The organism is Sulfurimicrobium lacus, assembly GCF_011764585.1.
Lineage (GTDB): Bacteria > Pseudomonadota > Gammaproteobacteria > Burkholderiales > Sulfuricellaceae > Sulfurimicrobium > Sulfurimicrobium lacus.
This window is the reverse complement of record NZ_AP022853.1, coordinates 2,090,838-2,115,622: the sequence shown is the minus strand read 5'-3', so window position 1 is coordinate 2,115,622 and position 24,785 is coordinate 2,090,838. Positions and strand designations below refer to the sequence as shown.

Genomic DNA, 24,785 nt, shown 5'->3' with positions numbered 1-24,785 from the left:
CCCTGCGCTCAACCGGACCGGCGCGAAAAGCCGCGCACAGGACGGTTAGCTCCACGTTGAACTCATAAATATGACAACTACTCCCCGCGCCATTATCTTCGCCTACCACAACGTCGGCGTCCGCTGCCTGTCCGTCCTGCTCGCCCACGGCGTGGACGTTTCGCTGGTCGTCACCCACACCGACAACCCCAGCGAAACCATCTGGTTCGACAGCGTGGCCGAGTTGGCGGCGCGGCACGACATTCCCGTCATCACGCCGGAAGATCCCAATACGCCGGAAATCGTTGCGCAAATCCGCGCCCTGCAGCCGGATTTCCTGTTTTCCTTCTACTACCGCAACATGCTGAAGAAGGACATCCTGGATATCCCCGCGCGCGGCGCCTTCAACATGCACGGCTCGCTGCTGCCCAAGTACCGCGGCCGGGTGCCGGTCAACTGGGCGATCATCAAGGGCGAAAAGGAAACCGGGGCGACGCTCCACGTCATGAACGAGAAGCCCGACAACGGCGCCATCGTGGACCAGCAGGCGGTTCCCATCCTGCCGGATGACACGGCGCTGCAGGTATTCCACAAGGTGTGCTGCGCGTCGGAGATCGCGCTCGACCGCTGCCTGCCCGCTCTCATGGCGGGAACAGCGCAGTTCAGGCCGCAGGATCTGAGTCAGGGCGGCTATTTCGGCGGACGACGCGCAGAAGATGGTAAAATCCGCTGGCTTGAAACGGCTCAGGTCGTCCATAATCTGGTGCGCGCCGTGGCGCCGCCCTACCCCGGCGCCTTTACGCAACTGGCGGGGAAGCCGATGCGGGTGCTGCAGAGCATGCTGGAGCCGTCCCGAACGGCACGCGGCACGGTGCCGGTGTTTTATTGTGAACATGGGCGCTGCTATGCCGAATGCGGCGACGGCACCGTGTTGCGCGTGCTGGCGTTCGAGTGGGATGCGCAGGCATTGAGCGCGGATGAATTTACGGCGCGGTTCGGCAGTGAACCGCGGCCCTTCGAAGATTTTTGAATTGAAAGGTAAATAATGAAAAAAGTTCTGATCCTTGGCGTGAACGGCTTCATCGGTCACCATCTTTCCCAGCGCATCCTCGAAACGACCGACTGGGAAGTTTACGGCATGGACATGTACAGCGATCGCGTGACCGACCTGATGACCAACCCGCGCTTCAATTTCTTCGAGGGCGACATTACCATCAACAAGGAGTGGATCGAATACCACGTCAAGAAATGCGACGTGGTGCTGCCGCTGGTGGCGATCGCCACGCCGGCGACCTACGTCAAGGAACCGCTCAAGGTCTTCGAACTGGATTTCGAGGCCAACCTGCCGATCGTGCGCCAGTGCGTCCAGTACGGCAAGCACCTGATTTTCCCGTCCACCTCAGAAGTTTACGGCATGTGCCGCGACGACGAGTTCGACCCGGAAAATTCGGAACTGATCCTTGGCCCGATCAACAAGCCGCGCTGGATCTACTCCTGCTCCAAGCAGCTGATGGACCGCGTGATCTTCGCTTACGCCATGAAGACCGAGTTCAACTTCACCTTGTTCCGTCCCTTCAACTGGATCGGCGAAGGGCTGGACAACATCAACACCGCCAAGGAAGGCAGCTCGCGCGTCATAACCCAGTTCCTCGGGCACATTGTGCGCGGCGAAGACATCAAGCTGGTGGACGGCGGCACGGCCAAGCGTTCCTACACCTATGCATCGGACGGTATCGACGCGCTGATGAAAATCATCGAGAACAAGAACGGCGTGGCGACCGGCCAGATCTACAACATCGGCAATCCGTCCAACAACTACTCGGTGAAGGAACTGGCCAAGATGATGATGGACCTGGCCATGGAATATCCCGAGTACAAGGAAAACGCGCACAAGGTCAAAACCCTGGAAGTCACCTCCGGCGACTACTACGGCAAGGGCTACCAGGACGTGCAGAACCGCGTGCCGAAAATCGAGAACACCATGCGCGACCTCGACTGGAAGCCGCAGGTGACCATGGCCGATGCGCTCAAGCACATCTACGAAGCCTACCGCGGACAGGTTGCGGAAGCACGCAAGCTGATGGACTGATGCAATATCCCGGGGCGCAGAGATGCGCCCCGGTTCAATTTAATTATCAACCACAAGGTTTAAACCACTGGCTTTAGCCGGTCAGCGTTAGCTCCGAATATTGGCCGGGATTTTTGCAGTTGCGCAAGGACTGGCACACGCAGCTCCCTCCCCTTCAAGGGGAGGGCTGGGGTGGGGATGGGGTGGATGGACGATAAAGCTTGTGTACCCCATCCCCCTCCCAACCTCCCCCTTGAAGGGGGAGGAGTGGATCAGCCGGCACTTGTGCGAGCGTTGGTTAAGACGCGTCGTTCAGGCGACGCGTATCCGGACTTTCAGTCCGTAATTCAAACCCACCAGCTTTAGCTGGTGGTTGTTTGAGTGGCACCATTCCCGAGTGCCATTCCAGCGTTCCGCAAGAAGCTACAAGCCCTGCGGCTGACTAGCCAACCATTTTTCGATGTCCGGCGCCGGCACCGGCCGCGAGAAAAGATAACCCTGCAGCATGTCACAACGGTGTTCATCGGCGAGAAAAGCACGCTGTGCGCCTGTCTCGACACCCTCCGCCACCACATCGATTCCGAGCGTGTGCGCCAGCGCAATGGTCGCGGCGCAAATGGCTGCGTCGTCTTCATCCGATTCGATGTCTTTGACGAAGGAGAGGTCCAGCTTCAGTATCTGGATGGGCAGGCGCTTGAGGTAGGCGAGCGAAGAGTAGCCGGTGCCGAAATCGTCGATCGCCAGCACCACGCCCAGATCGCGCAACGCGCGCAACAGCGCGATGGCGTGTTCGGGCTCCGCCATCGCCGTCGACTCGGTGATTTCCAGCTGAATTCCCCGGGGCTGAGACCGTGCCTGGTCAAAGCTGTGCCGACTTGTTCCAGCAGATTATGCGAACGCAGCTGCCGTGCGGAAATATTCACGGCCACGTGAGGCACCGCCACCCCGCCCGCCTTCCATTCCGCCATCTGCCGGCAGGCGTCGTCGAGCACCCATTCGCCCAGCGGCAGGATGAGGCCGCTTTCCTCGGCGAAGGGGATGAAGGCATCGGGTGATACAAGCCCCTCTTCGGGGTGCTGCCAGCGCACCAGCGCCTCGACCCCACAAAGCCTCCCCGTGGCGGCATCGACTTGGGGCTGATAGAAGAGGAGCCGCTGATTCTCCGCCAAGGCCCGCCGCAGGTCGTGCTCCAGCTTCATGCGCAGGGTGGCGGCGGCATTCATCTCCGCGGTGAAGAACCGGAAGTTGTTACGCCCCTGCGCCTTGGCGTGGTACATGGCAGTATCGGCATTCCTCATGAGCACCTGGCCATCGGCACCATCGTCCGGATACAGGCCGATACCGATGCTCGGGCTGGAATGCAGCTCGTGGCCGTCGATGAAATAAGGCTCACCCAGCGCGCGGATAACCTTTTCGGCAACCGTTACGACGGCGAACTCGGCTTCAATGCCGGCGAGCACGACGACGAACTCGTCGCCCCCGAGACGCGCGACGATGTCGCTTTCGCGCACGATTGTCAGCAGTCGCCGCGCCACCTCGATCAGCATGAAGTCGCCGATATGGTGGCCAAGCGTGTCGTTGATGGTCTTGAAGTGGTCCATGTCGATGAACATGACGGCCACCTGCGTCCGCCCGCGCTGTGCCGCCAACAGCGTCTGGTCCAGCCGGCTCTGGAGGCTGGCGCGATTGTATAGACCGGTAAGGGCATCGTGATGGGCCAGGCGGCTGATGCGCTCATCCACGGCCTTGCGCTCGGTAATGTCGGTAAAGCTGGCGATGTAGTTGGTGACCGCACCAAATTGGTCACGTAGCGCCGTGATGGCAATCCACTTCGGATAGTTGTGGCCGTCCTTGCGCCGCTCCCAGACCTCGCCCTGCCAGAAGTCCTGGGCAGCGAGGGAATCCCACATGGCCTGATAGGTCTCGCGCGGGGTCTTGCCCGAAGCCAGGATGCGCGGGTTTTTGCCCAGAACGTCCTCCTCTTCGTACCCCGTCAGACGGGTGAAGGAACGGTTGACGGCAACGATGTTGTTGTCCGAATCGGTGATGACGATGCCCTCGCCGCTATGCTGGAAAACATTGGCGTAGAGATTGAGCGTGGTCTCCGCCTGATGGCGCGCAGTGATGTCGGTGGCGATGCCGATGAAGTTCATCACTTGGCCCGCCGGATCCCGAACCGCCGAGACGAAGCCATCGATCCATTTGACTTCGCCGTTGGCGGCGATCAGGCGCTTTTCCACTGTGTAATGATCCCTTCGCCCCTGCACCACCTCTTCCAGCAACAGCAATTCGCGCGGCAGGTCGTCCGGATGGGTGAACTCCGCGAAATTCATGCCGCGCAGTTGATCCTCCGGGTAACCGAGCATGTGCCGGAAGGCGTGGTTGAAACTGATGGCTTTGCCGTCGCCGTCGGCGAAAGCGATGCCGGTACAGGCGTTTTCGAAGATGCTGCGGAAGCGCGCCTCGCTCGCAATCAGCGTAGCTTCGGCCTCCTTCCGGGTGGTGACGTCCCTCACGAACACGATCAGGCGCCCATCTGCGACGGGGAGGTGATTCACGGTCACCTCGACTTCGATTATCGCACCGTCCTTGCGCCGGTGCCGACTCTCGAATCGGTCGCAACCAGCGACAAGTATTTTTTCAATATGTGCCCGGGTGTCATCCGGCTTCTCCGATGCCTCGAGGTCGGAGATCGTCATGGCCAGCAGTTCATCGCGCTCGTAGCCGATCATCCGACAATAGGCGTCATTCACGTCGAGGAAACGGCCATGCAGATCGTTGACCCAGAAACCGTCCAGAGTCGTCTTGAGGATCGTCCGGTATTCAGCCTCGGAATGCACGCGATCCGTGATGTCGAGCGTAATGCCGATCAGGTGGTGTGGATGGCCTGCGGAATCGTAACCCGGCTTCTTGATGGTGCGGAAAATGCGGTTTTGCGCAAGCCTCGGGCTCCAGACGTTCTCCTCGAATTCCACCATCTGCCCGCCGGCGAGGACGGCCTGGTCCTTGACCAGAAAACTCTCTATTTGCTCGGGCGGGAAGACGCTGCTTGCATCCGTCCCCCCGATGTCCGCAAAACTGACTCCCCACATCTCCTCGCAGGCCCGGTTCATGAGCACGATACGGCTAGCCTTGTCCTTGACGAACAAAGCTAGCGGAATCGCGTCCAGGATCTGTTTCGCGTCAGGCGCCAGCACGTCGCCCAACCCTGCCTGCAGCAACGAATCGTCCTTGTTTCCCCTGTCGCTCGCCGTCATGCACGTAGCCCCTTGTGAAGAAGACAATTTACGGAATATGGCCAATTTAACACAGCCTGGAGGCGGCTGATCAATTGGCCCATCCGCACAACGGCGTATCGCCGGTTTCTGCTTCCCCTCAGCTATCGGGGGTCACCCCCGTGCCCATCGAGAGTCATGACCTACCTGAATCGCTCATCGCGCTGGTGAGCAAGACGGTCGAACTGTTAGCGGGATGATGCCCGGCAGGGAATCCGCGACGCCCTCGGACGCTTTGCGCTCGATACGTTCCAGCAGGTCCACGATCTGCCTTGACAGGGGATCCACCTCGGAAAAGCACGCCTCTGCCTCCCACAGTTTTCCCTGCTCGCGGTTCTCGACCAAGGCGCGAATAAACTGGTGGAGCGCAGCGTGGAGCGGTTCGAGTTCATGCATTTCCGGGATATGGTCATAGTGATGGAGGCCATCGCTATAAAACCAACGCCCGAGGTCGCACTCGCGATGGCAAACCAGTTGTTCGCGCATCGGGGCACCCCGGCCATCCAGGTAGTCGCGCAAGCGATCCTTCCATGCCAGGTGGGCGGCACGCGCGCCGGACAGATCGAGTACCGTGAGCCTCTGCATGAAGTCCTTGTACTCCTGCAGTGCCGTGGTCTGTGCGGCGAACCGGCTGTGGTCCACGTCTTCATAGTGCTCGCGCAGCACTGCGACTACTTTCCTGTCCATTTCATTATTTTCAACCATGCGATCCAGGATCAGCATAACCTGCTCCTTCTGCAGGCCGTCCCGGTAAGGGCGATTCTCGGTGAGGGCTGTGAAAATGTCGGCAACCGCAAGGATTCTCGCTTCCAGCGGAAGGTCCACATGGTGCAGGCAGAATGGATAACCCGTCCCGCTAGGTCGCTCGTGGTGGGAGCCGCACCATCTGGCGATATCTTCCAGGCCCTTGATCGGGGAGAGTATCCGGTGAGTGAAATAGGGATGGCCGCGTATGGTATGCCACTCGTCCTCGGACAGTTTTCCGTTTCTTTCAAGTAACTCGGTGGGGACCGCAAGCTTGCCCAGGTCATGAAGATAGCCCGCTACCTGAAGCTGCTTGCAATCGGAGTCAGGGAACCCGAAAAGCTGGGCCAGGGCTGCCGCACAGGCTGCGACACCGCTGGAATGGGTAGCGGTGAAACGGCTTCTGAAATCGATAAGCTGCGCCAGCAGTTCGGCGAAATCGAGCAAGCCCTCCCGATTAAGCTCGACGCTGGAAAACGGCGCCCGTTCTGCCAGGAGGGAAAGCAGTTCGGCTGCATTCAGGTCCAGCCAGAAGGCATCGCTCCTGGCGACCACCAGAAATGCATCGAGCAGTTCAGGAACCACGACAGACCCGCGCATTTCGGCCAACTGTGCGCACACCCGTTTGGCTTGGGGAAGTGTGGGTTGCCCGCTTTCCAGCAGCGTGTTCACGCGATTGGCCAGGTGGACGATATGGCTACCGAGGGGAACCTCCTGGCCCTCCACTGTGCGGTTTGCACCGTTTGCCCAGTCGATATCGTGAAAACGCACGATCTGCGCAGCGAACTGGAAAGGGTGGAATTTCTGCAACAGCTGATAGCCGATGCGTGCGCTCCGCAGCTTGGGGCTGTAAGCGCTGCCGGAATCGACACACGTGACCGAAAGCCCGCCGATATCGTGCAGTGCTGCCGCGACGATGACGTCCTCCTTGGTGCGTCCCGTCAGGCCAGCAGCCTCGGCGACCCGCATGGCGATATATGCCACCCTTTTGTGGTGGTTCGCCATCGTGGGATTGATCAGATCCAGCGCTTGCGACAGGGAGAACACGAACTGGTACAAACTGACGTTGAATTGTGATCTCACCTTGCTGTTCTCTCTCGACTCTCGTTTTAAATGACTGCGGACGGCATCAGCCAGGCCAGGCGTTAAGCTAGCCTAGAATTGCTGGCGGCCATATCGGGGTTTCCCCGATTCTCCCCGGGTGCCGGGGCAAACGAAAAGTGAGCGGGTTCTGCCCGTCGGATTCAGCCTGGCTTGCTCAAGTTAAAAACTCGCCTGTTCGACTTCCAGGTAAGCGCGATTCACGTTGCTGCCGATATTGGTCTCGAACCCTTCCAGCTTTTGCCATTCCGCGACATCCAGCGTTTTACGGGTCTCGCTGTCGCTCAGACCTTTCTTGTAGCCCGCTTCGACACCGGCGTAAAAGCCGGCCATCTGACGCTGCAATCTGGCGACATCTGCTTTGGTCATGAGCGGGCCGTGGCCGGGAACGATGGTTGCAGCATCGAAGTCCTGCACCATTTCCAGCGTTCCGACCCAGTTTTTGACCAGGGCATCGCGCATCACGGGGATGGTCCGGTTCACCAGGACGTCACCGCCCACCAGCACCTTGTCGTCCGGCAGATAGACCATCATGTCGCCCACGGTATGCGAACCAGGCGGCACCCAGAACACCAGTTTGACGCCCTGAATCGTGCGCTCCACTTTGGTATTCTCGCCGGCGAAAGTTACCGTGGCCGGCACCGGGTGGGTGTTCGGCAGCTTGTGGCCGATCAGGCTTTCGATCAGCGCCACCCATTCGTCGCCGGTCTTGTTGACCATGTCCCGGCATGTTTCCGAGCTGACGACCTCTGCCCCCGGGAAGGAAATATTGCCCAGTACGTGGTCGCCATGATGGTGAGTGTTGATGATGTGGGTCACGGGCTTGGGCGTCAGTTTGGCGATAGCCTTGCGCAGATGGCTTCCCACCTCGTCCGAGGCGCCGCTATCCACGAGGATGACGCCCTGCTCCCCGATGATGACCGTGCTGTTCACCATGTAGCCCTGATTATGTTCGCTCGGCGTCCCCAGCGGCCCCAGCAGCGCATAGACCCGCGCGTTGATTTTCACCACCTTGGGTGGCGGCATTTTGTTGTCGGCGGCGCAGGCCAGGCTATTAACGAACAACATTGAAATCAGAATCATCCAGCGCATCGTTGCATCTCCACAAATATCGAACTGCTAAAATCAGCAGTCTCAGTATAACGCACAGGCCACTCATGACCGCCACACGCAGCCAGGAAGAAGATTGCTGGTCCGCCATCGCACACCACATCAGCGAAACCCGCGCGGAACCGTTCCAGGCCATCGAGCGCCATGCGATCGACGGCGGCTGCATCAACAGCGCCTGGCGCATCGAAGGCTGCGGCCAGCGCTATTTCGTCAAGCTCAACAACCCTCATCAGGTATCCATGTTCGAAGCAGAAGCTGACGGATTGCGCGACCTTGCCCGTCATGGCGACCTGCGCGTGCCTACCCCAATCTGCTGGGGTGCGACGGACCAGCATGCCTACCTGGTGCTGGAGCATATGGATCTGTTCAGCCCCGCTTCAGCAAGCTGGGAAGCTTTGGGAACAGGGCTGGCCGCCCAGCATCGCCACACCCTGCCGCGCTTCGGCTGGCAGCGCGACAACACCATCGGCGCCACGCCACAGACCAACGGCTGGCAGGATGACTGGCTCGGCTTCTGGCGCGAGCGGAGACTCGGATTCCAGCTGGAACTGGCTCATGGGAATGGTTATCTCGGCGCACTGCAGGATAAGGGAAACGCGCTCATGGAATCGTTGGACAAATTTTTTCCCGGCCACCTGCCGGCTGCGTCCCTGCTGCACGGGGACCTCTGGAACGGCAACTGCGCAGCGGACCAGTACGGAAACCCGGTGATATTCGATCCGTCGGTCTACTATGGCGACCGCGAATGCGATCTGGCCATGACCGAGCTGTTCGGCGCCTTCCCGCCACGTTTTTATGCAGCCTACCGGGAGGTCTATCCGCTCGATCCGGGCTATAGCGTGCGAAAAACGCTCTATAACCTCTACCACATACTCAATCACGCCAACCTGTTCGGCGGCGGCTACGCAGCCCAAGCGGAGCGCATGATGGAACGGCTTTTGAGCGAGATCAAGTAAGCAAGCTCCCCTGCAAGACAGGCCTTCGGGTTTCATGGTATAAAGCCTGACCCATGCCACAAGCCACTCTCATCACCCCGCCGCGTATCTGATGAACCTGGGTTTTTACATCATTCTCGCGGCGCAGTTCTTGTCCGCCCTGGCCGACAATGCCCTGCTTTTTGCAGCCATTGCGCTGTTGAAGGAACTCAGCGCACCGGACTGGCACACGCCCGTACTGCAGCAGTTCTTCGTGGTGTCCTACATCGCGCTCGCTCCCTTCGTCGGTGCTTTTGCCGACGCCATTCCCAAGGGCCGGGTGATGCTCATCAGCAACAGCATCAAATTCATCGGCTGCCTCGGCATGCTGTTCGGCATGCAACCGCTGTACGCCTACGGGATCGTGGGTCTGGGTGCTGCGGCCTACTCCCCGGCCAAGTACGGCATCCTCACCGAATACCTGCCGCCGGACAAACTGGTCGTCGCCAACAGCTGGATGGAAGGCGCCACGGTTGCCGCCATCGTACTGGGTGCAATCATCGGCGGCATATTGTTGAGTCCTGATTTCGCCGCCGCCACGCTGGGCAGCCTGAATATCGACATCAGCGCCCCGAGATTCGCCATCATTGTCACTACCGGCCTTTATGTCGGCGCAGCCGTTTTCAACCTGTTCATTCCCCGTGTGGCAATGGACCACAAGCTGCCCAGGAAGAACCCCTTTTACTTGCTGCACGACTTCTGGCATGCCTTCATATTGTTGTGGCGCGACCCGCAAGGGCAGATTTCACTTGCCGTGACCACCCTGTTCTGGGGCGCCGGCGCGACCTTGCGCCTGGTCGTGCTGACCTGGGCGGGGCTGGCCCTGAAATTCGATCTGGAAAGGGCGACCCAGCTTACAGCCGTGGTGGCTGTGGGGATCGCCGTGGGCGCGATCATCGCGGGACGTTTCGTGACCCTGGAAAAAGCGGTGAAAGTGTTGCCTACCGGTATCCTGATGGGGTTTGCCGTGATCTCGATGATCTTCGTCAGCGACTGGCGCATCGCCATCGCGGTGCTGTTCGTCATCGGCGCGCTGGGGGGATTTTTCGTCGTGCCGATGAATGCGCTGCTGCAACACCGCGGCCACCTGCTGATGGGTGCAGGCCACTCCATCGCGGTGCAGAATTTCAACGAGAACATCAGCATTCTGTTGCTGCTCGGCGGCTACGCCTTGATGGTCAAGGCCGAGTTGCCCATCAACACCATCACCATCGCATTCGGTGCCTTCGTCAGCATTTCAATGTGGCTGATTCACTACCGCTACCAGCACGTGGCGTCTTCATAGCACGACCGGCCTGTCGGGCAGCTCGTCGGGATTAACTTCACCCGCGGGAAAATGCTGCAGCAGGAGTGCGGAGATTTCCCCGATGCCCGCCAGCACGCCCTGCTCGAAGCGTCCCTGGCGAAACGCCTCTTCCATCATGCGACTGATTCGTTGCCATTGCGCATCGCCGACTTTCGCGTGAATGCCACGGTCGGCGACGATTTCCACGTCGCGGTCGGCAAGCAGGAGATAGATGAGTACGCCGCTATTGTGTTCGGTGTCCCACACCCGTAGCTGGGAAAACACTTCGAGAGCCCGTTCCCTGGCCGACTGGCCACGCATGAGCGGCCAGAAATCCAGCCCCGCCTCCACGGCGAAACGTATTTCCCCCAGGTGTACAGCCTCGGATTCCCCGATCGCACGCTCGATACCAGCCAGGACATGGCGGGGAAAGTAACGCTTCACCAGAAAATAAGGCATGAACAGATGCCGCAATATTCTTACCATCGCCCGGACGCTCCTCCCCCGCCAAAACCGCCGCCGCCCCCGGAGAATCCGCCTCCGCCTCCAAAGCCGCCGCCCCCTCCCCCGCCCATGAACGGGCCGCCCCGGTTGCTGCCGGTAAGGGTAATCAGCAGCACGATGACGGCAATGACCAGCGCAGTCACGAAAGAACCGAGCAACAACCAGGCGCCGAAAAAGGACACGCCACCGGCCACCAGGCCACCGAGGACTCGACCAAGAACAGTGCGCAGCAAGCCGCCCACCACAAAAATGAACAGCATCGCCACCGGCATGGTGTTCTCGAAGAAATTCACCCCGCCTCTGGCCGTTGGCCCTCCGGCCTGCCGGCGCGGCGGCAGCGGCTCGCCGTCGACCACCTTGATCATCGCGCCCAAGCCCGCCCGTATTCCGCCATAGAAATCGCCCTGCTTGAAGTACGGCGTGATGGTTTCGCTGATGATGCGTTTCGCCACCGCATCGGGAAGGGCGCCCTCCAGGCCGTAGCCCACTTCGATGCGCATGGCCCGATCCTGCCTGGCGATCAGCAACAGGGCGCCGTCATCCACGCCCTTGCGCCCCAGTTTCCACTGTTCCGCAACGCGAATGGCGTACTGCTCGATGGTTTCAGGCGAGGTGGTGGGAATCAGCAACACGGCGATCTGGCTGCCCTTGCGCGCTTCGAAGGCACGCAGCAGCTCTTCGAGTTCGCCATTCTGTTGCGCGGTAAGCGTGCCGCTGAGATCGGTAACGCGCGCTTGCAGCGCCGGCACTGCCACTTCGGCAGTGGCCAGGCCGGGCGCAAGAAACAGCCAGGAGACAAAGAATATCCGCCACCAAGCGGTCATGATCGTTGCGCCTTATTGCGGCTGGGCAGCCGGCGCGCCGAATTCGACCTTGGGCGCCTTGGAAATTTCTTTCTCGTTCTCGACCGTGAAATTAGGCTTGGTCTTGAAGCCGAACATCATGGCTGTCAGATTGCTCGGGAAGGAGCGCACCGTGACGTTGTATTCCTGCACCGCCTTGATGTAGCGGTTGCGTGCCACGGTGATGCGGTTCTCGGTGCCTTCCAGCTGCGCCTGTAGATCGCGGAACACGCCGTCCGCTTTCAGTTGCGGGTAGTTCTCCGACACCGCCAGCAATCTGCTGAGTGCGCTGGTCATTTCGCCCTGCGCCGCCTGGAATTTGGCGAATGCCTGTTCGTCGTTGATCAGTTCCGGGGTGGCCTGGATGGAGCCCACCTTGGCACGCGCTGCTGTCACCTGGGTGAGAACATCCTTTTCGTGGCTGGCGTAGCCTTTGACCACGTTCACCAGGTTGGGCACCAGGTCGGCGCGACGCTGGTACTGGTTCAGCACTTCCGACCAGCTCGCCTTGATCTGCTCGTCGGTGGATTGCAACGTGTTATAGCCGCAGCCCTGCAGCGAAATTGTGGAAGCCAGCAACATCAAAGCCAACAGCAGTTTACGCATGGTGATCTCCTTGAAAATCGTTCAACGTCAAGATGCGGCCTGGGCGCCCGTTTGCAAGCTATGCATGGTACGCACCGCAAAGCACAAATCTTCCCACGCCTTGGCCTTGTCCGTAAGCGTGCGCAGCAGGTAGGCGGGATGGTAGGTAACGATGAGCGGAATGCCGTGTGCCTGGTGCAGCGTGCCGCGCAGGCTGGAAATGGAACGGTCGCTGCCCAGCAAGTCCTGCGCTGCCACCTTGCCCAGGGCGACGATCAGCTTGGGCTGCAGCAGCGCGATCTGGCGCGCCAGGTAAGGCTCGCAGGCCGCCATTTCGTCCGCTTCCGGGTTGCGGTTGCCGGGCGGGCGACATTTGACGGTATTGGCGATGTAGACGTTGCTGTCGCGTTTCAAGTGGATGGCCGCCAGCATGTTGTCGAGCAGCTTGCCGGCCTGGCCGACGAAAGGTTCGCCCTGCCGGTCTTCCTCTGCGCCCGGTCCCTCTCCCACGAACAGCCAGTCGGCCTGCTCGTCGCCGACGCCGAACACGGTCTGGCTGCGGCTTTCGTGCAGGCGGCAGGCGGTGCATGCCGCGACGGCCTGCTTGAGTTCGCTCCAGTCCATGCGCAGGATGGCTGCGCGACGGTCTTGCGCGTCGCAGCCATCAACGGCAGTTTCCGACCCGGACAAAGTTGCTTCCGGCGTGGCCGCGACACTATTCCGCAACCGCCACATCGGCCACAGGTCCAGCTCCTGAAGCACCTCCCTGCGCGTCGTCACAGCGCCATGCCCATCAGGATCGCATCTTCGCGGCCGTTGGCGGCAGGGTAATAATTGCGGCGCAGGCCGATCTCGTTGAATCCTTCGCTGAGGTAAAGCTCGATCGCCTTTTTGTTGGAGGGGCGGACTTCGAGGAACATCATGTCGGCGCTGTCCTGGCGCGCCACCTCGATCAGGTGGCGCAGGAACTTGCGCCCCAGCCCCTGCCCCTGCCAGTCGTGGGCAATGCCCAGGTTGAGCAGATGCGCCTCCCCGGCCGCCAGCATGAGGATGCCGTAACCGATGGGGTGATCGCAAAAATCGTAAGTCCAGCAGCTGTAGCCGGAACTGAGGGAGTCGCGGAAATTTCCCAGCGTCCAGGGAAAGGCGTAGATCTTGTGCTCGATCGCCAGCACTGCGTCGACGTCCTGGAAACGCATGGGGCGAACGAGGGGGCCGCTCTGATTTTTCAGTTGCGCGTTCATGTTCTTTCACTCATTTTCAGAGCCACTTTGTTGCGGATATAGAGCGGCGCGGCCAGCGCGGCATCCTGACCCAAACCTTGCGCGAACAGCGGTGCCGCGAGTTCGACCATCTCCCGAGCCTGGGGATAGACGCTGCCGTCGCTGGAGATGAGCTGTCCGGCGTAGCGCGCCTGCAAAGCCTCGCCATAGGCGGCAAACCCGCTGCCGGCGCCCACCCACCCGCTGCCGCCGACGGCAGGCGCATCTTGGGCGAGCCCCAGACTGGGCTCGCAGACAGTGGTCCAGAGGCCATCCCGCTGTTCATAGGCCGCATGGTAGATTTCGCCGATGCGCGCATCGAGACAGGCAATTACCCGTTCGCCCGGCGCCGCTGCGGCCAGCGCCAGCAAGGTGGAAATACCCAGCACCGGGAGATCCGCTCCCAGAGCCAAGCCCTGGGCCACGCCGCAACCGATGCGCAGGCCGGTAAAGGAGCCGGGGCCTTCGCCGAAAGCGATTCCGTCCAGCGCGCCAAGGGTCAGCCCCGCATCTCCCAGCAGCGCTTCCAGCATCGGCAGGAGCAGGTCGGAGTGGCGCTGTCCGGCGAGTTCCTGGCGCGACAACACTTCCCCGTCGAGCCACAGGGCCAACGAGCAGTTTTCGGTGGAAGTATCGAGAGCCAGCAGTTTCATTTCATCTTTCAGTGAGACAAATAAACGTCGAATTCAATCCAGCGGCCGCGCCGCTTATCCTTCGACAAGGCGGTAATGCGTGCTTCCATGTGCTGGCCGTGGTCCATGAAGCGGGCCAGCGCGGTGTTTTCCGCGCGTGGCACATAGCCCAGCTTGTGGCCCTGCCATTCCACCCGCACCGCATTGGCATCATAGGTATTGTCCGCTTCCCGCACCAGGGTCAGATTATCCTTGAGCTGCATGCTCGGCCACAGTTTGCGTCCTTCGTAGTAGCGGAAGCCCGCCACGCGCGAGCTTTGCAGCAAAACCTTGGCCTCCGTTAACTGCTCCTGCGCCGAGGCAATTCCGGCGCCTAGCAGGAGCGCAAGCAAACATAATTTTACCCAAATCCGCTTCACCCTATAAATTTTAGCCACAGAGAACACAGAGTTCACAGAGAAAAAGGCCTTCCCGATCACATCCTGGCACTCTTGGTATGAGCCCGACCGCGGCACAAGGCATGGATATCTCTGTGTCCTCTGTGAACTCTGTGGCTTGAACTGCTTTTTTAGGTTCATTGCGCTTGTTGACTAAAAAAAGCTGCGACGTCTTTCAGCTCGCGCGTGCGCGTCATCGGCGGCAGGCTTTGCCAGATACGCTTGCCATAGGTCTTGGTCAACATGCGCGGGTCGCAGATCATCAACACGCCGCGGTCGGTTTCGTCGCGGATCAGCCGTCCGGCGCCCTGCTTGAGCGTGATGACCGCGTGCGGGAGCTGATATTCCATGAAGGCGTTGCGCCCCTCACGGTTGATTTTCTCGATGCGCGCAGCCAGCACCGGGTCGTCCGGCGGCGAGAACGGCAGTTTGTCGATGATGACCAGCGACAGTGCCGATCCGCGCACGTCCACCCCCTCCCAGAAGCTCTGGCTCGCTACCAGCACGGCGTTGCCCAGCGCGCGGAAGCGTTCCAGCAGTTCGGTGCGCGAGCCTTCGCCCTGCAACAGCAACGGGAACTCCCAGCCCTCCTTGTCGAAGGCTTCCTTGAGCAGGCCATGCGCCTCGCGCATGGCGCGCAGGCTGGTGCATAACAGGAAGGCGCGTCCGCCGCTGGCGTGGATCACCGGCAGCGCGGCGGCAACCACGGCCGCCGTGTAATCGCGGCTGTTGGGATCGGGCAGGCCTTGCGGGGCATACAGCACGGCCTGTTTCTCGTAATCGAAGGGGCTTTCCCAGTAGCCCGTCGCGGCTTCGAGCAAGCCCATCTGCCCCTGGTAATGGCTGAAATCCTTCTTTACCGCCAGGGTCGCCGAGGTGAAGATCCAGGCGCGGGGCTGGCCGGAAAGCTGCTTGTTGAAAATTTCCGCGATGGAAAGGGGCGTGGCGTTTAATTGCAGCGCATGGCTGAAGACCTCCACCCAGCGCACGAAATCCAGGCTGGCTTCGCCCTGCCAGTGACGCAGCTTGTCGACCAGTTCCACGCCGCGCTGCCAGCAGTTCTTGAGCCCTTCGCTGCGTTCCGCCTGGGATTCGAGCATTTTCACCAGTTCGCCGAGGCGGTCTTGCATGCCTTGCAGCGCCTCCTGGAAACCGGGCATGGTCTGGGCGCGCTGCGCCGGCAAACGTCCTGTGTCCTGGGAAAAAATCAGGCGCAAATCGCGCGCGGCTTTTTCCAGCGCCGCCGTGGCATCCGGCAGGGCGGTAAAATCCTTGGCCGAGGTCAGGGCCTCGCCCAGACTGTCCCGCGCCAGTTCGACGATCTGGCTGGTGCTCAGCGAATCGCCGAAGAACAGGCTGGCGGTATCGGGCAACTGGTGCGCCTCGTCGAAAATGACGGTGTTGCTGGCCGGCAGCAGTTCGGCCAACCCCTCGTCGCGCAGCATCACGTCGGCGAAGAACAGGTGGTGGTTCACCACCACCACGTCCGCGGCTTGGGCGCGGCGGCGCGCTTCCAGCACGAAGCACTCCTTGTGGAAGGCGCATTCCTGCCCCAGGCAGTTTTCGCGCGAGGACGTGACGAATGACCAGATGCCGGCGTCTTCCGGCACCGCCCCCAGCCCGCTTTTGTCGCCGTTGTCGCTGACCTTGGCGTAGCGCTCGATGAGCGGCAGGTACTTGACGTCCTCGCGGTTGAAAAAACGCCCCTCGTTGCGCGTCCGTTCCAGGTGGTAGTGACAGACGTAGTTGGCGCGCCCCTTGAGGATCGCCACCGAGACCGGCACCTGGAGCGCGGCGCGCACGGCCGGGATGTCGCGGTTGTAAAGCTGGTCCTGCAGGGTTTTGGTGCCGGTGGAAACGATCACCTTGCCGCCGGAAAGCAACGCGGGGATCAGGTAGGCGAAGGTCTTGCCAGTCCCGGTGCCGGCTTCGGCCACCAGGACTTCATGCTGCTCGATCGCCTTGGCGATGGCGTGGGCCATCGCAAGCTGTTGAGGACGCAGACGATAGCCCTGGGCGGCCTGGGCAAGCGGGCCTTGTTCGGAAAATACCTGGTCCAGATCGGGCATATGGGAATAAGCGGGAAGAGTGCGGAAACCGCGAACGCTATCGAGAAAAAGAGAAGCATGATTTTACAGGAATAGGCGGGATGTTTCATGAACTTGGTGTCGCCGCACTGTTTTCTCGCCCAGAGACTACGAAATTGCCGAAATAATCTCAGAAGAAATGCTCGCCTGAGCATTCGGAGATGAAAATTCATACCTGCGAGGAGAACGCCTGTTCAGGCGGAGGTCGCCTGGCTCGCGTTATTCGTGCCTGACAAGCTTTGGCGCATTGCGGCCTCAAAGTCGGCATAGCCTTTTTGGACCAGCTCTCGGGTCTTGTCGATGTCGCTGGCAATGTCGCCGTTAAGGACGCCCATGCCACTCAGTATCGCTTGCGCCTCTTTGAACCCTGTCTCGAACCCGCTGCGGATGGTGGCCATGAAATTCGTCAGTACTTCGTTCGCGTCCTCGCCCTGATGCTGCTGCTTGAACAAGTCATAAAATCCGGTGGAGAGCGAGACAATGCGATTTGCTGTTCCGCCGGGGGTGTTGTCCTCGCTGACGGCCGCCTGGATGGCATTGTCGCCGAATTGCGGTCTCAGCAACTCGTTGATCCCGGTGATCGCCGACTTCAGGAGCAAGGCTAGCGGCTGGTTTTTTGACTGGATCGACACCTCAAGCGATGCTTCAAGAATAGCGGAATTCTGTTGGGTCTTGGTCTCGCTGAGGGTCGATACCTTCGTTCTGCCAGGCTGCACTTCGGGCGTACTGACGCTGGAACCGCGAGCGACACTGTAGTCCTGCTGGTCCGGCAGGCGGACATTGATCGTTGATGAATCCTCTTCTTCGGGCATGGCGATTTACTCAAAAGGTAGACTTAGCTTATTAGACACCGATCAACAGGAATCGTCCGTGCGTGACCCCACTTTATCGAGTTGCTTCGCCTGTCCTGTATCGCTAATGGCGATTCGAGCGCCAGATCGAGAGGATGATCCACACGCTGTTGAAGAACGCCAGCAAGAACCCCAGCAGCCCGAACAACGGCAGCCCGAACAGAGTTGGTCCGCCTTTCACGGTCATGACGATCGAGGAGCCGATCACCAGGGAAGCGGTCATGATTCCCATCGTGAGGCGGTTGACGCTGCGGTCGAGCTGCTGACCGAAATGGTCCAGGCGCTTGAGATCCAGGTCGATCTTGAAACGTCCCCGGCGCGCCTCCCGGATGAGGCGCCCCAGATCGCGTGGCAAACTGGTGACTAGCCCGTACATCTCATTGATGCTGCGCCGCCCACGTTTGAACAACGCGGCGGGGGTGTAGCGCTCCCTGATCACCCTGGTCACAAAAGGAGTGAGATGGCTGATCAGGTGAAATTCCGGGTCCAGTTGACGACCGAATCCTTCCAGTGTGATCAAGGTCTTGAACAACAGGGTCAAATCGGACGGCAACACGAGAGAATGCTCGCGCATGATCACGGTAATCTCTTGCAACAGCGCGCTTAAGCGGATGTCCTTGATCGGTACATTTTCATAGTTCACGGACAGGTCGCCCACATCGGCGGCCAGTTTGGCATCGTCCACACTCGCATCTCCGGCCCATTCCAGCAGCACGTCCAGCATCCCATCTTCGTGGTGTTGAGCCAGCGCGGCAAGCAGGTCCACGATCTGGTCGCGCCGTTCATGCGTCAAGCGGCCCACCATGCCGAAGTCGAGCAACGCCAGCCGGTTTCCGGGGAGGTAAAAGACGTTGCCAGGATGAGGATCAGCGTGGAAATATCCATCAATCAGGATCATTTTGAGTACTACGTCGGCGCCCCGCCTTGCCAGCAACTCGCGGTCCAGGCCTGCCGCTTCCACGGCCGCAAGATCCTTGCCCTGAATGCCGACGATTCGTTGCTGCACGTTCATGATCTCGCTGGTCCAATCCCAATAAACCTTGGGAATCAGAACCGTCGCGTCGGCAGCGAAATTGGTGGCAAACCGCTCGATATTGCGCGCTTCCATCGCCAGATCGAGCTCGCGGCGCAGCGAGCGGGTAAATTCAGCGGTGATTTTGGCGGGCTGGTAGCGCCGCGCCTCGGGAATTTCGGATTCCAGCAGATTCGCAATATGCGCCAGGATACGGAGATCGGCTTCGATCTTCTGGCGGATGCCGGGACGACGAATTTTCAGGACGACTTCACTGCCATCCTTCAACTTGGCCGCATGCACTTGAGCAATGGACGCCGCGGCAATAGGGGTCGTCTGCACGTCCAGAAAAACATCCAGCGGCGATGCGCCTAGCGCGCTGAGCAGTTCCGGCAGTAATTCCTCAAACGGCACGGGCGGGACTTCGCTCTGCAGCTTCTCGAACTCGGCAATCCAGCAGGGCGGAAACATATCCACTCGGGTTGCCAGCACCTGGCCCAGCTTGACAAAGGTCGGGCCAAGTTCTTCAAGCGCCCGCCGTACACGTACAGCGGGTTCGAGATGCATGATGTCTTCGGCTTCCTGCCAGTGCAGGATGCGCCCCGCCCGCTCCAGCAGGGAAACGATTCCCAGGCGACGCGCCACATCTCCCCAGCCGTAGCGGATGAAGATGGTTGCGATTTCATGCAGGCGAGAAAGATCCCGCATCACATGAAGAGTTTCCATAAGCATGACGTTTTGTTACTTCTGGCCGGGTTCGCTCTTTTCCCGCAAGGCTTCTGCCATGCCCGCCAGAATTCCGCTCGCCAAAGCCGCCAAACGACTGTTTAAGGTATGCGCCGCCTCTTGCCCGGCAATTTTACTCACCTGCAAAGTTGCCGAAAGCCGGTTGCCCAACTCACTCAGCGCCTCTTTGACGCTGGCTCCGGTATCGGTACCGGAACGGCGCACATGCTCTACCGCATCCTTAAGCTCCTGCCTGATCTTGCTGCTCGCGGCATCGGCCACCTGACCCAGTGTGTCGAGGAATGCCTGCTCGGTGATCTTGAGATCATCCAGCGCGCTTTTCAGATCCTGATCGGTAAAATCCTTGCTTTTAGCGAGCAGCTCCTGCAATGCCAGGCGCGTCGCCTGCGCGGCCTTCGCCAAGGCGTCGTCGAGCCCCGACAAGGCTGCAGCAAGCGCCAGTTTCACTTCGCCTGCACGATGCTCCGCTCCAAGACTCACGCCCTGAGCCACGGCGCGCACCACCTCGCGTATCTGGTCGGCTTCAAGGCGGCGGTTTTGCAGGGCACGCAGCGTCAAGTCACGAACCCGGGTACGGATGTCGCCGACATCCTGTTGTAGCGAATCGCTGACGGCGCTGGTAATTTCCTGTGTGCTGAGAGGCTGGTTCATGATTTTCTCCTGTAGGAACCTCTGATTAAGGGAAACTCTGATTAAATCAAACGCGCCTGCCTTTGATTTAATCAGAGGTTACTCAAGGGCCTGAAGCTTTAGGTTAAAGCATTTTTATGCTTTACAACAGCATACTTTCCCGATAAATTACGGCCCAATGAGTATTTTCAAGACCGCCATTTTCGGATACCTCTTTTGTGCCGCCAGCATCGCGTGGGCACAGGAGCCAGTCGAAACGACCAATTCTGCCGCAGAACCGGTCGCATCCACGCTGCAAACTCGCCAGGCTGCCGGCGTTTCCGAGATGCTCAACTACGCACTCAACCTGATCGGCGTCAACTACAAGTATGGCGGCGCCCAGCCGACCACCGGTTTCGATTGCAGTGGTTACGTCAGCCATGTATTCCGCCAGGTGGCAGGACTTTCGCTGCCCCACAATGCACTGGCCATCAGCCGCCAGGGCAAACAGATTTCAATGAAGGAACTGCAGCCGGGCGACCTGGTGTTTTTCAACACATTGCGCCGCTCCTTCTCGCACGTCGGCATCTATATCGGCAACAACCGCTTCGTGCATGCCCCCAGTTCAGGCGGCGGCGTCGAAGTCGTCAGCCTGCAGGACAGCTACTGGGTCAAGCATTTCAACGGCGCACGCCGTATACTTACTTTCCAGCCCCCCGCTGGATTAGCGAGCGAATAAGGGGCAGCGCGGCGAGCGCGGCCCTCTCCCCTTCCATAATCGCCTGATGCTTCTGTTCGAAATCCGTTGAGCCGATTCCGGCCGTATTGGGACGAATCACCACGTCAGCCTGCGCTAGTTCGTACTGGCTGATGCTCTGCCCCATGATGCTGAACGTTTGCAACAGGACATCCAGCGAATCGTTGACCTTGGCATTGGCGGGCTTGCTGGATATATCCACCGCAATCACGATGTCCGCCCCCAGGCTGCGCGCCACTTTTACCGGCACCGGGCTGGTAAGCCCTCCGTCCACATACTCCCGCCCATTGATGGTGACCGGCTGAAATACGCCCGGAACACTGCTGGAAGCCCGTACTGCCATGCCGGTATTGCCGCGCCTGAATACCGCCTGCTCACCGCTGCGAAGATCGGTCGCGACGGCGGCAAAAGTCTTGCCCAAACGCTCGATCGGCTTGTTATGCAAAGCGCGGTTGACAAAATTCTGCAGCTGTTCGCCTTTTATGAATCCCCTGTCAGGCATGACCCAATCCCCCACGCTCCCTTCATCCATCTGGAAAGAGATTGTTTGCAAATCGAAACCGCTGTAACCGCCCGCGTAAAGCGCCCCGACCACACTGCCGGCACTCGTGCCCACCACGATTTGCGGCACGATCCCGTGCGCTTCAAGCGTCTTGATCACGCCGACATGAGCGAAGCCGCGTGCGGCGCCGCCTCCCAGCACCAATGCAATCTTGGGCGCAACCACCACTGTTGGGGGCTCCACTACCTTGCTTTTCGGTGCAACCGCACACCCTGCCATTACAAATAAAACAACTGCAAACAGCGCCAATAATTTCCGCATTCAATTCGACTCCAAAAAACAGCCCAGCAGCGTAACGCCACATAAGGCAATTTACAACCGTGCTGTGCAGTTAATATGCAGGGTGCGACAATATCAGTTAAATAAAAAGTAAATATTTAGTTATATTTATATTTATCAATATATTGGAGAATCATGTTTGCGCGCAACATGAAGTTAAGCGTCGGTGCTGGCTTTGCACTGGTGCTAGCCCTGATGGTCACTCTCACGGTTATTGGCCTGAAACAGATGGATGCCATAAACAGCCGACTGGAAGCGATTGTCGAAAAAAACAACGTCAAGATCGAACTCGCCACCAGCATGCGTGACGCCCTGCGCGAGCGCGCCATCGGTATGCATACCATCGTGGTGCTAGAGGATCCGTTCGCCCAAGACGATGAACTGCAGCGCTTTTACGAATACGGCACCATCTTCACCAAGGCGCGGCAAAAACTGCATACCATGATATCCAATAACGACGAAGCAATCGTGCTGGACAGCATCGACAACCTTACTTCGATCACCCAGCCAATCGTTATCCGAACCATCGAGCGCGCAACCGATCACGACAGTGCATCAGCACTGGAGTTACTGATCTCGCAGGCGATCCCGATTCAGAAAAAACTGCTGCATGAACTGGATGATTTGCTCAAGCTCCAGCGCGATGCTAGTCGCAAAGCTGCTGAAGAAGCCGCGCAATCGTATGACCAGACCGAATTGCTCATGATTATGCTCGGCGCCTCTGCTGCCTTTCTGGGGATAATAATCGCCATCGTGGTCATCCGGCGTGCAGCCCAGCAGGCGCTTGAGATTGAGAAGGGACAACTGAAGTTCAAGACGCTGTTCGACACCAACTCGGATGGGATTGTGTTGATGGACCAGGATCATTTCGCCGACTGCAACCCTGCTGCTTTGCGCATGTTCCAGGTCGCTTCGCCCCAGCAATTCACCCATATGTCGCCAACCGACCTCGGGCCGCCGCAACAAGCAGACGGAACGGACACCCGCTCCTACGCCAAGACCCATATCCGTCAGGCAATGGAGGCGGGACACTGTTATTTCGAGTGGCGAGGAAAAAGAGCCGATGGGACAATTTTCCCGGCCGAAATCGCCTTGCACTCCATGACGCTGGACAACCAGGTCATTACCCAGGCAATTATCCGCGACATTACCGAACGCAAACTTGCGGAGGAAACCCTTAAGAAAGCCTATGACGCGGCCCTCGACGCATCGAAGCTGAAATCGGAATTCGTCGCCAACGTCAGCCACGAAATTCGTACACCGATGAATGGCATCACCGGCATGATCAGCCTCCTGCTCGATACGCCGCTATCTCCTCAGCAACGCGATTATGCCGAAACCATCAGCCAGTCCGCGGAAGCGCTTCTGACCATCATCAACGACATTCTCGATTTCTCTAAAATCGAAGCGGGCAAGCTCGAACTCGACCTCATCGACTTCGATCTCCGCGAAACCGTGGATGGGATCAGGAAGCTTTTTACTCCTCGCACACAGCACAAGGGCCTGCAGTTAACCTGCCACATCGAAGCGGCGCTCCCTCCCCTGCTGCACGGCGACCCAGGCCGACTACGGCAGATTCTCGCGAATCTGACAGACAATGCAATCAAGTTCACCGATCAAGGGGAAATCGTCATCGACGCCCACCTGCAAGAGGAGACGCAGCGCGACATCGTCGTGCGCCTCGAAGTACGCGACACAGGCATCGGCATTGCGCCGCAAACTGCCTCCCGGCTGTTCCAATCCTTCTCGCAAGCCGATGGCTCGACTACGCGCAAATATGGCGGCACCGGGCTGGGCCTGGCCATTTCAAAACAACTGGTCGAACTCATGGACGGAGCAATCGGCATGGAAAGCGAGCCCGGGAAAGGCAGTCGATTCTGGTTCACGGTGCGACTGGCAAAGCAAAACTGCTCAGCCAACATCGCAGAACGACTTGCTGAACCACCCGCGCGGACGAGGCAGGGCACAGTCCCCCAATCCTTACACGTGTTGGTTGCGGAAGATAACAGTGTCAATCGGAAAGTGATCCAGCACATGCTTGAGCGTTTCGGCATATCGCCCGAAATCGCTGTAAATGGGCATGAGGCGGTGCAAGCGGCCAGCCGTTCTCACTTCGACCTGATTCTGATGGACTGCCAAATGCCGGAACTTGATGGCTTCGAGGCCACAGCAGAAATTCGCCGTATGGAACATCACAAAGGCACTCGCCAGCCTATTGTCGCCATGACCGCCAATGCCATGCCAGGCGATCAAGAGCGCTGCCTCGCCGGCGGCATGGACGACTACCTGGTTAAGCCGCTCAAGCCGGAATTTCTGGAAGATATCCTGTTACGTTTCGCGCCACCATTATCAGCGACGCATGCCGCTATCGATATGGCACGCCTCAATTCAACGCTGGGCATGGATCAGGCATTCCAACGCGAGATGATCGTGCTCTACCTGACAACAACCCGCCCATTGCTGGCAAGAATAGCCGCTGCCCTTGCCGACAAGGATGCCACATCCTGCCAGCGCGCTGCTCACGAAATCAAGGGGGCATCCAGTTACATCGCTGCAACCGACATGGCACTCAATGCCCGCAACATGGAACACGCTGCTCAAGTCGAAGATTGGGAGGGTGTTGAACTAAATTTGAAGCGTATGGAAACCGCCCTCGATGCCGTGGCACAACAGGCCGAGGAACTTTTACCATGATCGCCCACATACGGGAAAGACAGTACTGGCCTCATTATTTGCTTGACGTCATGCCAAGGCATATCTATAATTCGCACAGTTTTTTGCAAGACGAAATCGAAATCAAATGAACCGGCTGGGTGTTGTGTCATCTTATGTTGGTTTCATTCTTACGGTTATCGGCCTGGTGGTTGGTTTTTATAACCTGCCCACCGGTGACGGCGAAAAAATAGGATTTTGGTTAGGCTTGGTACCCGCCGGTTTTGTTTTGTTACTGGTCGGCGTGGCTACAACCCAGCTTACAAAGAAGTAAAGTTTTCAGTCCCTATCGTCTAGAGGCCTAGGACACCGCCCTTTCACGGCGGTAACACGAGTTCGAATCTCGTTGGGGACGCCAAATAAATAATGGG

At 59.2% G+C, this 24,785-nt stretch carries 21 protein-coding genes, 1 tRNA gene and 1 pseudogene; 8 read left to right on the top strand and 15 right to left on the bottom strand.

Translation table 11 applies throughout. The annotated features are described in order from the left end of the window. The first annotated feature begins 70 nt into the window (after nt 1-70). Both SKTS_RS10450 and SKTS_RS10445 read left to right on the top strand, forming a co-directional pair. Nucleotides 71-1,009 carry a formyltransferase gene (locus SKTS_RS10450; RefSeq protein WP_173064309.1) on the top strand — a complete coding sequence of 313 codons (939 nt, stop codon included), beginning with the start codon at nt 71-73 and terminating at the stop codon, nt 1,007-1,009. Between the two features lie 15 nt (nt 1,010-1,024). Further along, nucleotides 1,025-2,068 (top strand): bifunctional UDP-4-keto-pentose/UDP-xylose synthase, encoded by a 1,044-nt coding sequence (locus SKTS_RS10445; protein WP_173064306.1) that lies wholly within the window; start codon nt 1,025-1,027, stop codon nt 2,066-2,068. Between the two features lie 402 nt (nt 2,069-2,470). Here SKTS_RS10445 and SKTS_RS10440 read toward each other — a convergent pair. From SKTS_RS10440 to SKTS_RS10430, 3 genes and pseudogenes are all read right to left on the bottom strand, one after another. Next, nucleotides 2,471-5,304, bottom strand: a pseudogene (locus SKTS_RS10440) (PAS domain S-box protein). Between the two features lie 174 nt (nt 5,305-5,478). Then, nucleotides 5,479-7,149, bottom strand: coding sequence for an HD domain-containing phosphohydrolase (locus SKTS_RS10435; protein WP_173064300.1), 1,671 nt, complete (start codon nt 7,147-7,149; stop codon nt 5,479-5,481). 180 nt (nt 7,150-7,329) lie between these two features. Next, a complete protein-coding gene (locus SKTS_RS10430; RefSeq protein WP_173064297.1) occupies nt 7,330-8,259 on the bottom strand; it encodes an MBL fold metallo-hydrolase in 930 nt (309 codons plus the stop codon). A 65-nt stretch (nt 8,260-8,324) separates the two neighbouring features. Between SKTS_RS10430 and SKTS_RS10425 the strand changes: the two genes are divergently transcribed. Both SKTS_RS10425 and lplT read left to right on the top strand, forming a co-directional pair. Beyond that, nucleotides 8,325-9,233, top strand: coding sequence for a fructosamine kinase family protein (locus SKTS_RS10425; RefSeq protein ID WP_173064295.1), 909 nt, complete (start codon nt 8,325-8,327; stop codon nt 9,231-9,233). Between the two features lie 91 nt (nt 9,234-9,324). Further along, nucleotides 9,325-10,536, top strand: coding sequence for a lysophospholipid transporter LplT (lplT, locus tag SKTS_RS10420; protein WP_173064292.1), 1,212 nt, complete (start codon nt 9,325-9,327; stop codon nt 10,534-10,536). On the opposite strand, the gene SKTS_RS10415 is transcribed toward lplT, so the two are convergent. The 11 genes from SKTS_RS10415 to SKTS_RS10365 all read right to left on the bottom strand — a co-directional run bounded on the left by SKTS_RS10415 (nt 10,531) and on the right by SKTS_RS10365 (nt 20,146). Continuing rightward, a complete protein-coding gene (locus SKTS_RS10415) occupies nt 10,531-10,995 on the bottom strand; it encodes a TPM domain-containing protein (RefSeq protein ID WP_244617308.1) in 465 nt (154 codons plus the stop codon). The two genes, lplT and SKTS_RS10415, sit on opposite strands and share 6 nt — an antisense overlap. Nucleotides 10,996-11,015: 20 nt before the next feature. Then, complete coding sequence (locus SKTS_RS10410; RefSeq protein WP_173064286.1) at nt 11,016-11,864, bottom strand: TPM domain-containing protein; 849 nt, start codon at nt 11,862-11,864, stop codon at nt 11,016-11,018. Between the two features lie 12 nt (nt 11,865-11,876). Next, nucleotides 11,877-12,488 carry a LemA family protein gene (locus SKTS_RS10405; RefSeq protein WP_173064283.1) on the bottom strand — a complete coding sequence of 204 codons (612 nt, stop codon included), beginning with the start codon at nt 12,486-12,488 and terminating at the stop codon, nt 11,877-11,879. Between the two features lie 27 nt (nt 12,489-12,515). Next, entirely contained in the window at nt 12,516-13,247 is a 732-nt protein-coding gene (locus tag SKTS_RS10400) for a uracil-DNA glycosylase (protein WP_244617307.1), read from the bottom strand. After that, nucleotides 13,244-13,711, bottom strand: a complete 468-nt coding sequence (gene rimI / locus SKTS_RS10395; protein WP_173064279.1) for a ribosomal protein S18-alanine N-acetyltransferase — start codon at nt 13,709-13,711, stop codon at nt 13,244-13,246. The genes SKTS_RS10400 and rimI overlap by 4 nt, the downstream gene beginning before the upstream one ends. After that, the gene (gene tsaB / locus SKTS_RS10390; RefSeq protein WP_173064276.1) at nt 13,708-14,382 is read right to left on the bottom strand and encodes a tRNA (adenosine(37)-N6)-threonylcarbamoyltransferase complex dimerization subunit type 1 TsaB; all 675 of its coding nucleotides are present in this window, start codon (nt 14,380-14,382) and stop codon (nt 13,708-13,710) included. Before tsaB ends, rimI begins: the two co-directional genes overlap by 4 nt. Nucleotides 14,383-14,390: 8 nt before the next feature. After that, on the bottom strand, nt 14,391-14,753 hold the full coding sequence (locus SKTS_RS10385; protein ID WP_244617306.1) for an HIRAN domain-containing protein: 363 nt from the start codon (nt 14,751-14,753) through the stop codon (nt 14,391-14,393). A gap of 182 nt (nt 14,754-14,935) precedes the next feature. Next, the gene (gene yoaA, locus SKTS_RS10380; protein ID WP_173064270.1) at nt 14,936-16,867 is read right to left on the bottom strand and encodes a DNA repair helicase YoaA; all 1,932 of its coding nucleotides are present in this window, start codon (nt 16,865-16,867) and stop codon (nt 14,936-14,938) included. A 212-nt stretch (nt 16,868-17,079) separates the two neighbouring features. Then, complete coding sequence (locus SKTS_RS10375) at nt 17,080-17,697, bottom strand: DUF5610 domain-containing protein (RefSeq protein WP_173064267.1); 618 nt, start codon at nt 17,695-17,697, stop codon at nt 17,080-17,082. A 103-nt stretch (nt 17,698-17,800) separates the two neighbouring features. After that, nucleotides 17,801-19,480 carry an ABC1 kinase family protein gene (locus SKTS_RS10370; RefSeq protein ID WP_173064264.1) on the bottom strand — a complete coding sequence of 560 codons (1,680 nt, stop codon included), beginning with the start codon at nt 19,478-19,480 and terminating at the stop codon, nt 17,801-17,803. A gap of 9 nt (nt 19,481-19,489) precedes the next feature. Beyond that, nucleotides 19,490-20,146, bottom strand: a complete 657-nt coding sequence (locus SKTS_RS10365; RefSeq protein WP_173064261.1) for a DUF6781 family protein — start codon at nt 20,144-20,146, stop codon at nt 19,490-19,492. A 157-nt stretch (nt 20,147-20,303) separates the two neighbouring features. Here SKTS_RS10365 and SKTS_RS10360 point away from each other — a divergent pair, with 157 nt between their 5' ends. Continuing rightward, a complete protein-coding gene (locus tag SKTS_RS10360) occupies nt 20,304-20,843 on the top strand; it encodes a C40 family peptidase (protein WP_173064258.1) in 540 nt (179 codons plus the stop codon). Here SKTS_RS10360 and SKTS_RS10355 read toward each other — a convergent pair. Beyond that, nucleotides 20,806-21,672 (bottom strand): patatin-like phospholipase family protein, encoded by an 867-nt coding sequence (locus tag SKTS_RS10355; RefSeq protein WP_244617305.1) that lies wholly within the window; start codon nt 21,670-21,672, stop codon nt 20,806-20,808. The genes SKTS_RS10360 and SKTS_RS10355 overlap by 38 nt on opposite strands. A 165-nt stretch (nt 21,673-21,837) precedes the next feature. Between SKTS_RS10355 and SKTS_RS10350 the strand changes: the two genes are divergently transcribed. The 3 genes from SKTS_RS10350 (at nt 21,838) to SKTS_RS10340 (ending at nt 24,772) form a co-directional block, all read left to right on the top strand. Then, nucleotides 21,838-24,396 (top strand): ATP-binding protein, encoded by a 2,559-nt coding sequence (locus tag SKTS_RS10350; protein WP_173064253.1) that lies wholly within the window; start codon nt 21,838-21,840, stop codon nt 24,394-24,396. Between the two features lie 106 nt (nt 24,397-24,502). Next, on the top strand, nt 24,503-24,688 hold the full coding sequence (locus tag SKTS_RS10345; protein WP_173064249.1) for a hypothetical protein: 186 nt from the start codon (nt 24,503-24,505) through the stop codon (nt 24,686-24,688). An 8-nt stretch (nt 24,689-24,696) separates the two neighbouring features. Next, nucleotides 24,697-24,772, top strand: a tRNA-Glu gene (locus tag SKTS_RS10340). Nucleotides 24,773-24,785: the final 13 nt, after the last annotated feature.

Bases quoted from the DNA above. Each gene is read 5' to 3' on its own strand.
- SKTS_RS10450 (WP_173064309.1), top strand. From the start codon at position 71: ATGACAACTACTCCCCGCGCCATTATCTTCGCCTACCACAACGTCGGC.
- SKTS_RS10445 (WP_173064306.1), top strand. From the start codon at position 1,025: ATGAAAAAAGTTCTGATCCTTGGCGTGAACGGCTTCATCGGTCACCAT.
- SKTS_RS10430 (WP_173064297.1), bottom strand. From the start codon at position 8,259: ATGCGCTGGATGATTCTGATTTCAATGTTGTTCGTTAATAGCCTGGCC.
- SKTS_RS10425 (WP_173064295.1), top strand. From the start codon at position 8,325: ATGACCGCCACACGCAGCCAGGAAGAAGATTGCTGGTCCGCCATCGCA.
- lplT (WP_173064292.1), top strand. From the start codon at position 9,325: ATGAACCTGGGTTTTTACATCATTCTCGCGGCGCAGTTCTTGTCCGCC.
- SKTS_RS10415 (WP_244617308.1), bottom strand. From the start codon at position 10,995: ATGCCTTATTTTCTGGTGAAGCGTTACTTTCCCCGCCATGTCCTGGCT.
- SKTS_RS10410 (WP_173064286.1), bottom strand. From the start codon at position 11,864: ATGACCGCTTGGTGGCGGATATTCTTTGTCTCCTGGCTGTTTCTTGCG.
- SKTS_RS10405 (WP_173064283.1), bottom strand. From the start codon at position 12,488: ATGCGTAAACTGCTGTTGGCTTTGATGTTGCTGGCTTCCACAATTTCG.
- rimI (WP_173064279.1), bottom strand. From the start codon at position 13,711: ATGAACGCGCAACTGAAAAATCAGAGCGGCCCCCTCGTTCGCCCCATG.
- tsaB (WP_173064276.1), bottom strand. From the start codon at position 14,382: ATGAAACTGCTGGCTCTCGATACTTCCACCGAAAACTGCTCGTTGGCC.
- yoaA (WP_173064270.1), bottom strand. From the start codon at position 16,867: ATGCCCGATCTGGACCAGGTATTTTCCGAACAAGGCCCGCTTGCCCAG.
- SKTS_RS10375 (WP_173064267.1), bottom strand. From the start codon at position 17,697: ATGCCCGAAGAAGAGGATTCATCAACGATCAATGTCCGCCTGCCGGAC.
- SKTS_RS10370 (WP_173064264.1), bottom strand. From the start codon at position 19,480: ATGCTTATGGAAACTCTTCATGTGATGCGGGATCTTTCTCGCCTGCAT.
- SKTS_RS10365 (WP_173064261.1), bottom strand. From the start codon at position 20,146: ATGAACCAGCCTCTCAGCACACAGGAAATTACCAGCGCCGTCAGCGAT.
- SKTS_RS10360 (WP_173064258.1), top strand. From the start codon at position 20,304: ATGAGTATTTTCAAGACCGCCATTTTCGGATACCTCTTTTGTGCCGCC.
- SKTS_RS10350 (WP_173064253.1), top strand. From the start codon at position 21,838: ATGTTTGCGCGCAACATGAAGTTAAGCGTCGGTGCTGGCTTTGCACTG.
- SKTS_RS10345 (WP_173064249.1), top strand. From the start codon at position 24,503: ATGAACCGGCTGGGTGTTGTGTCATCTTATGTTGGTTTCATTCTTACG.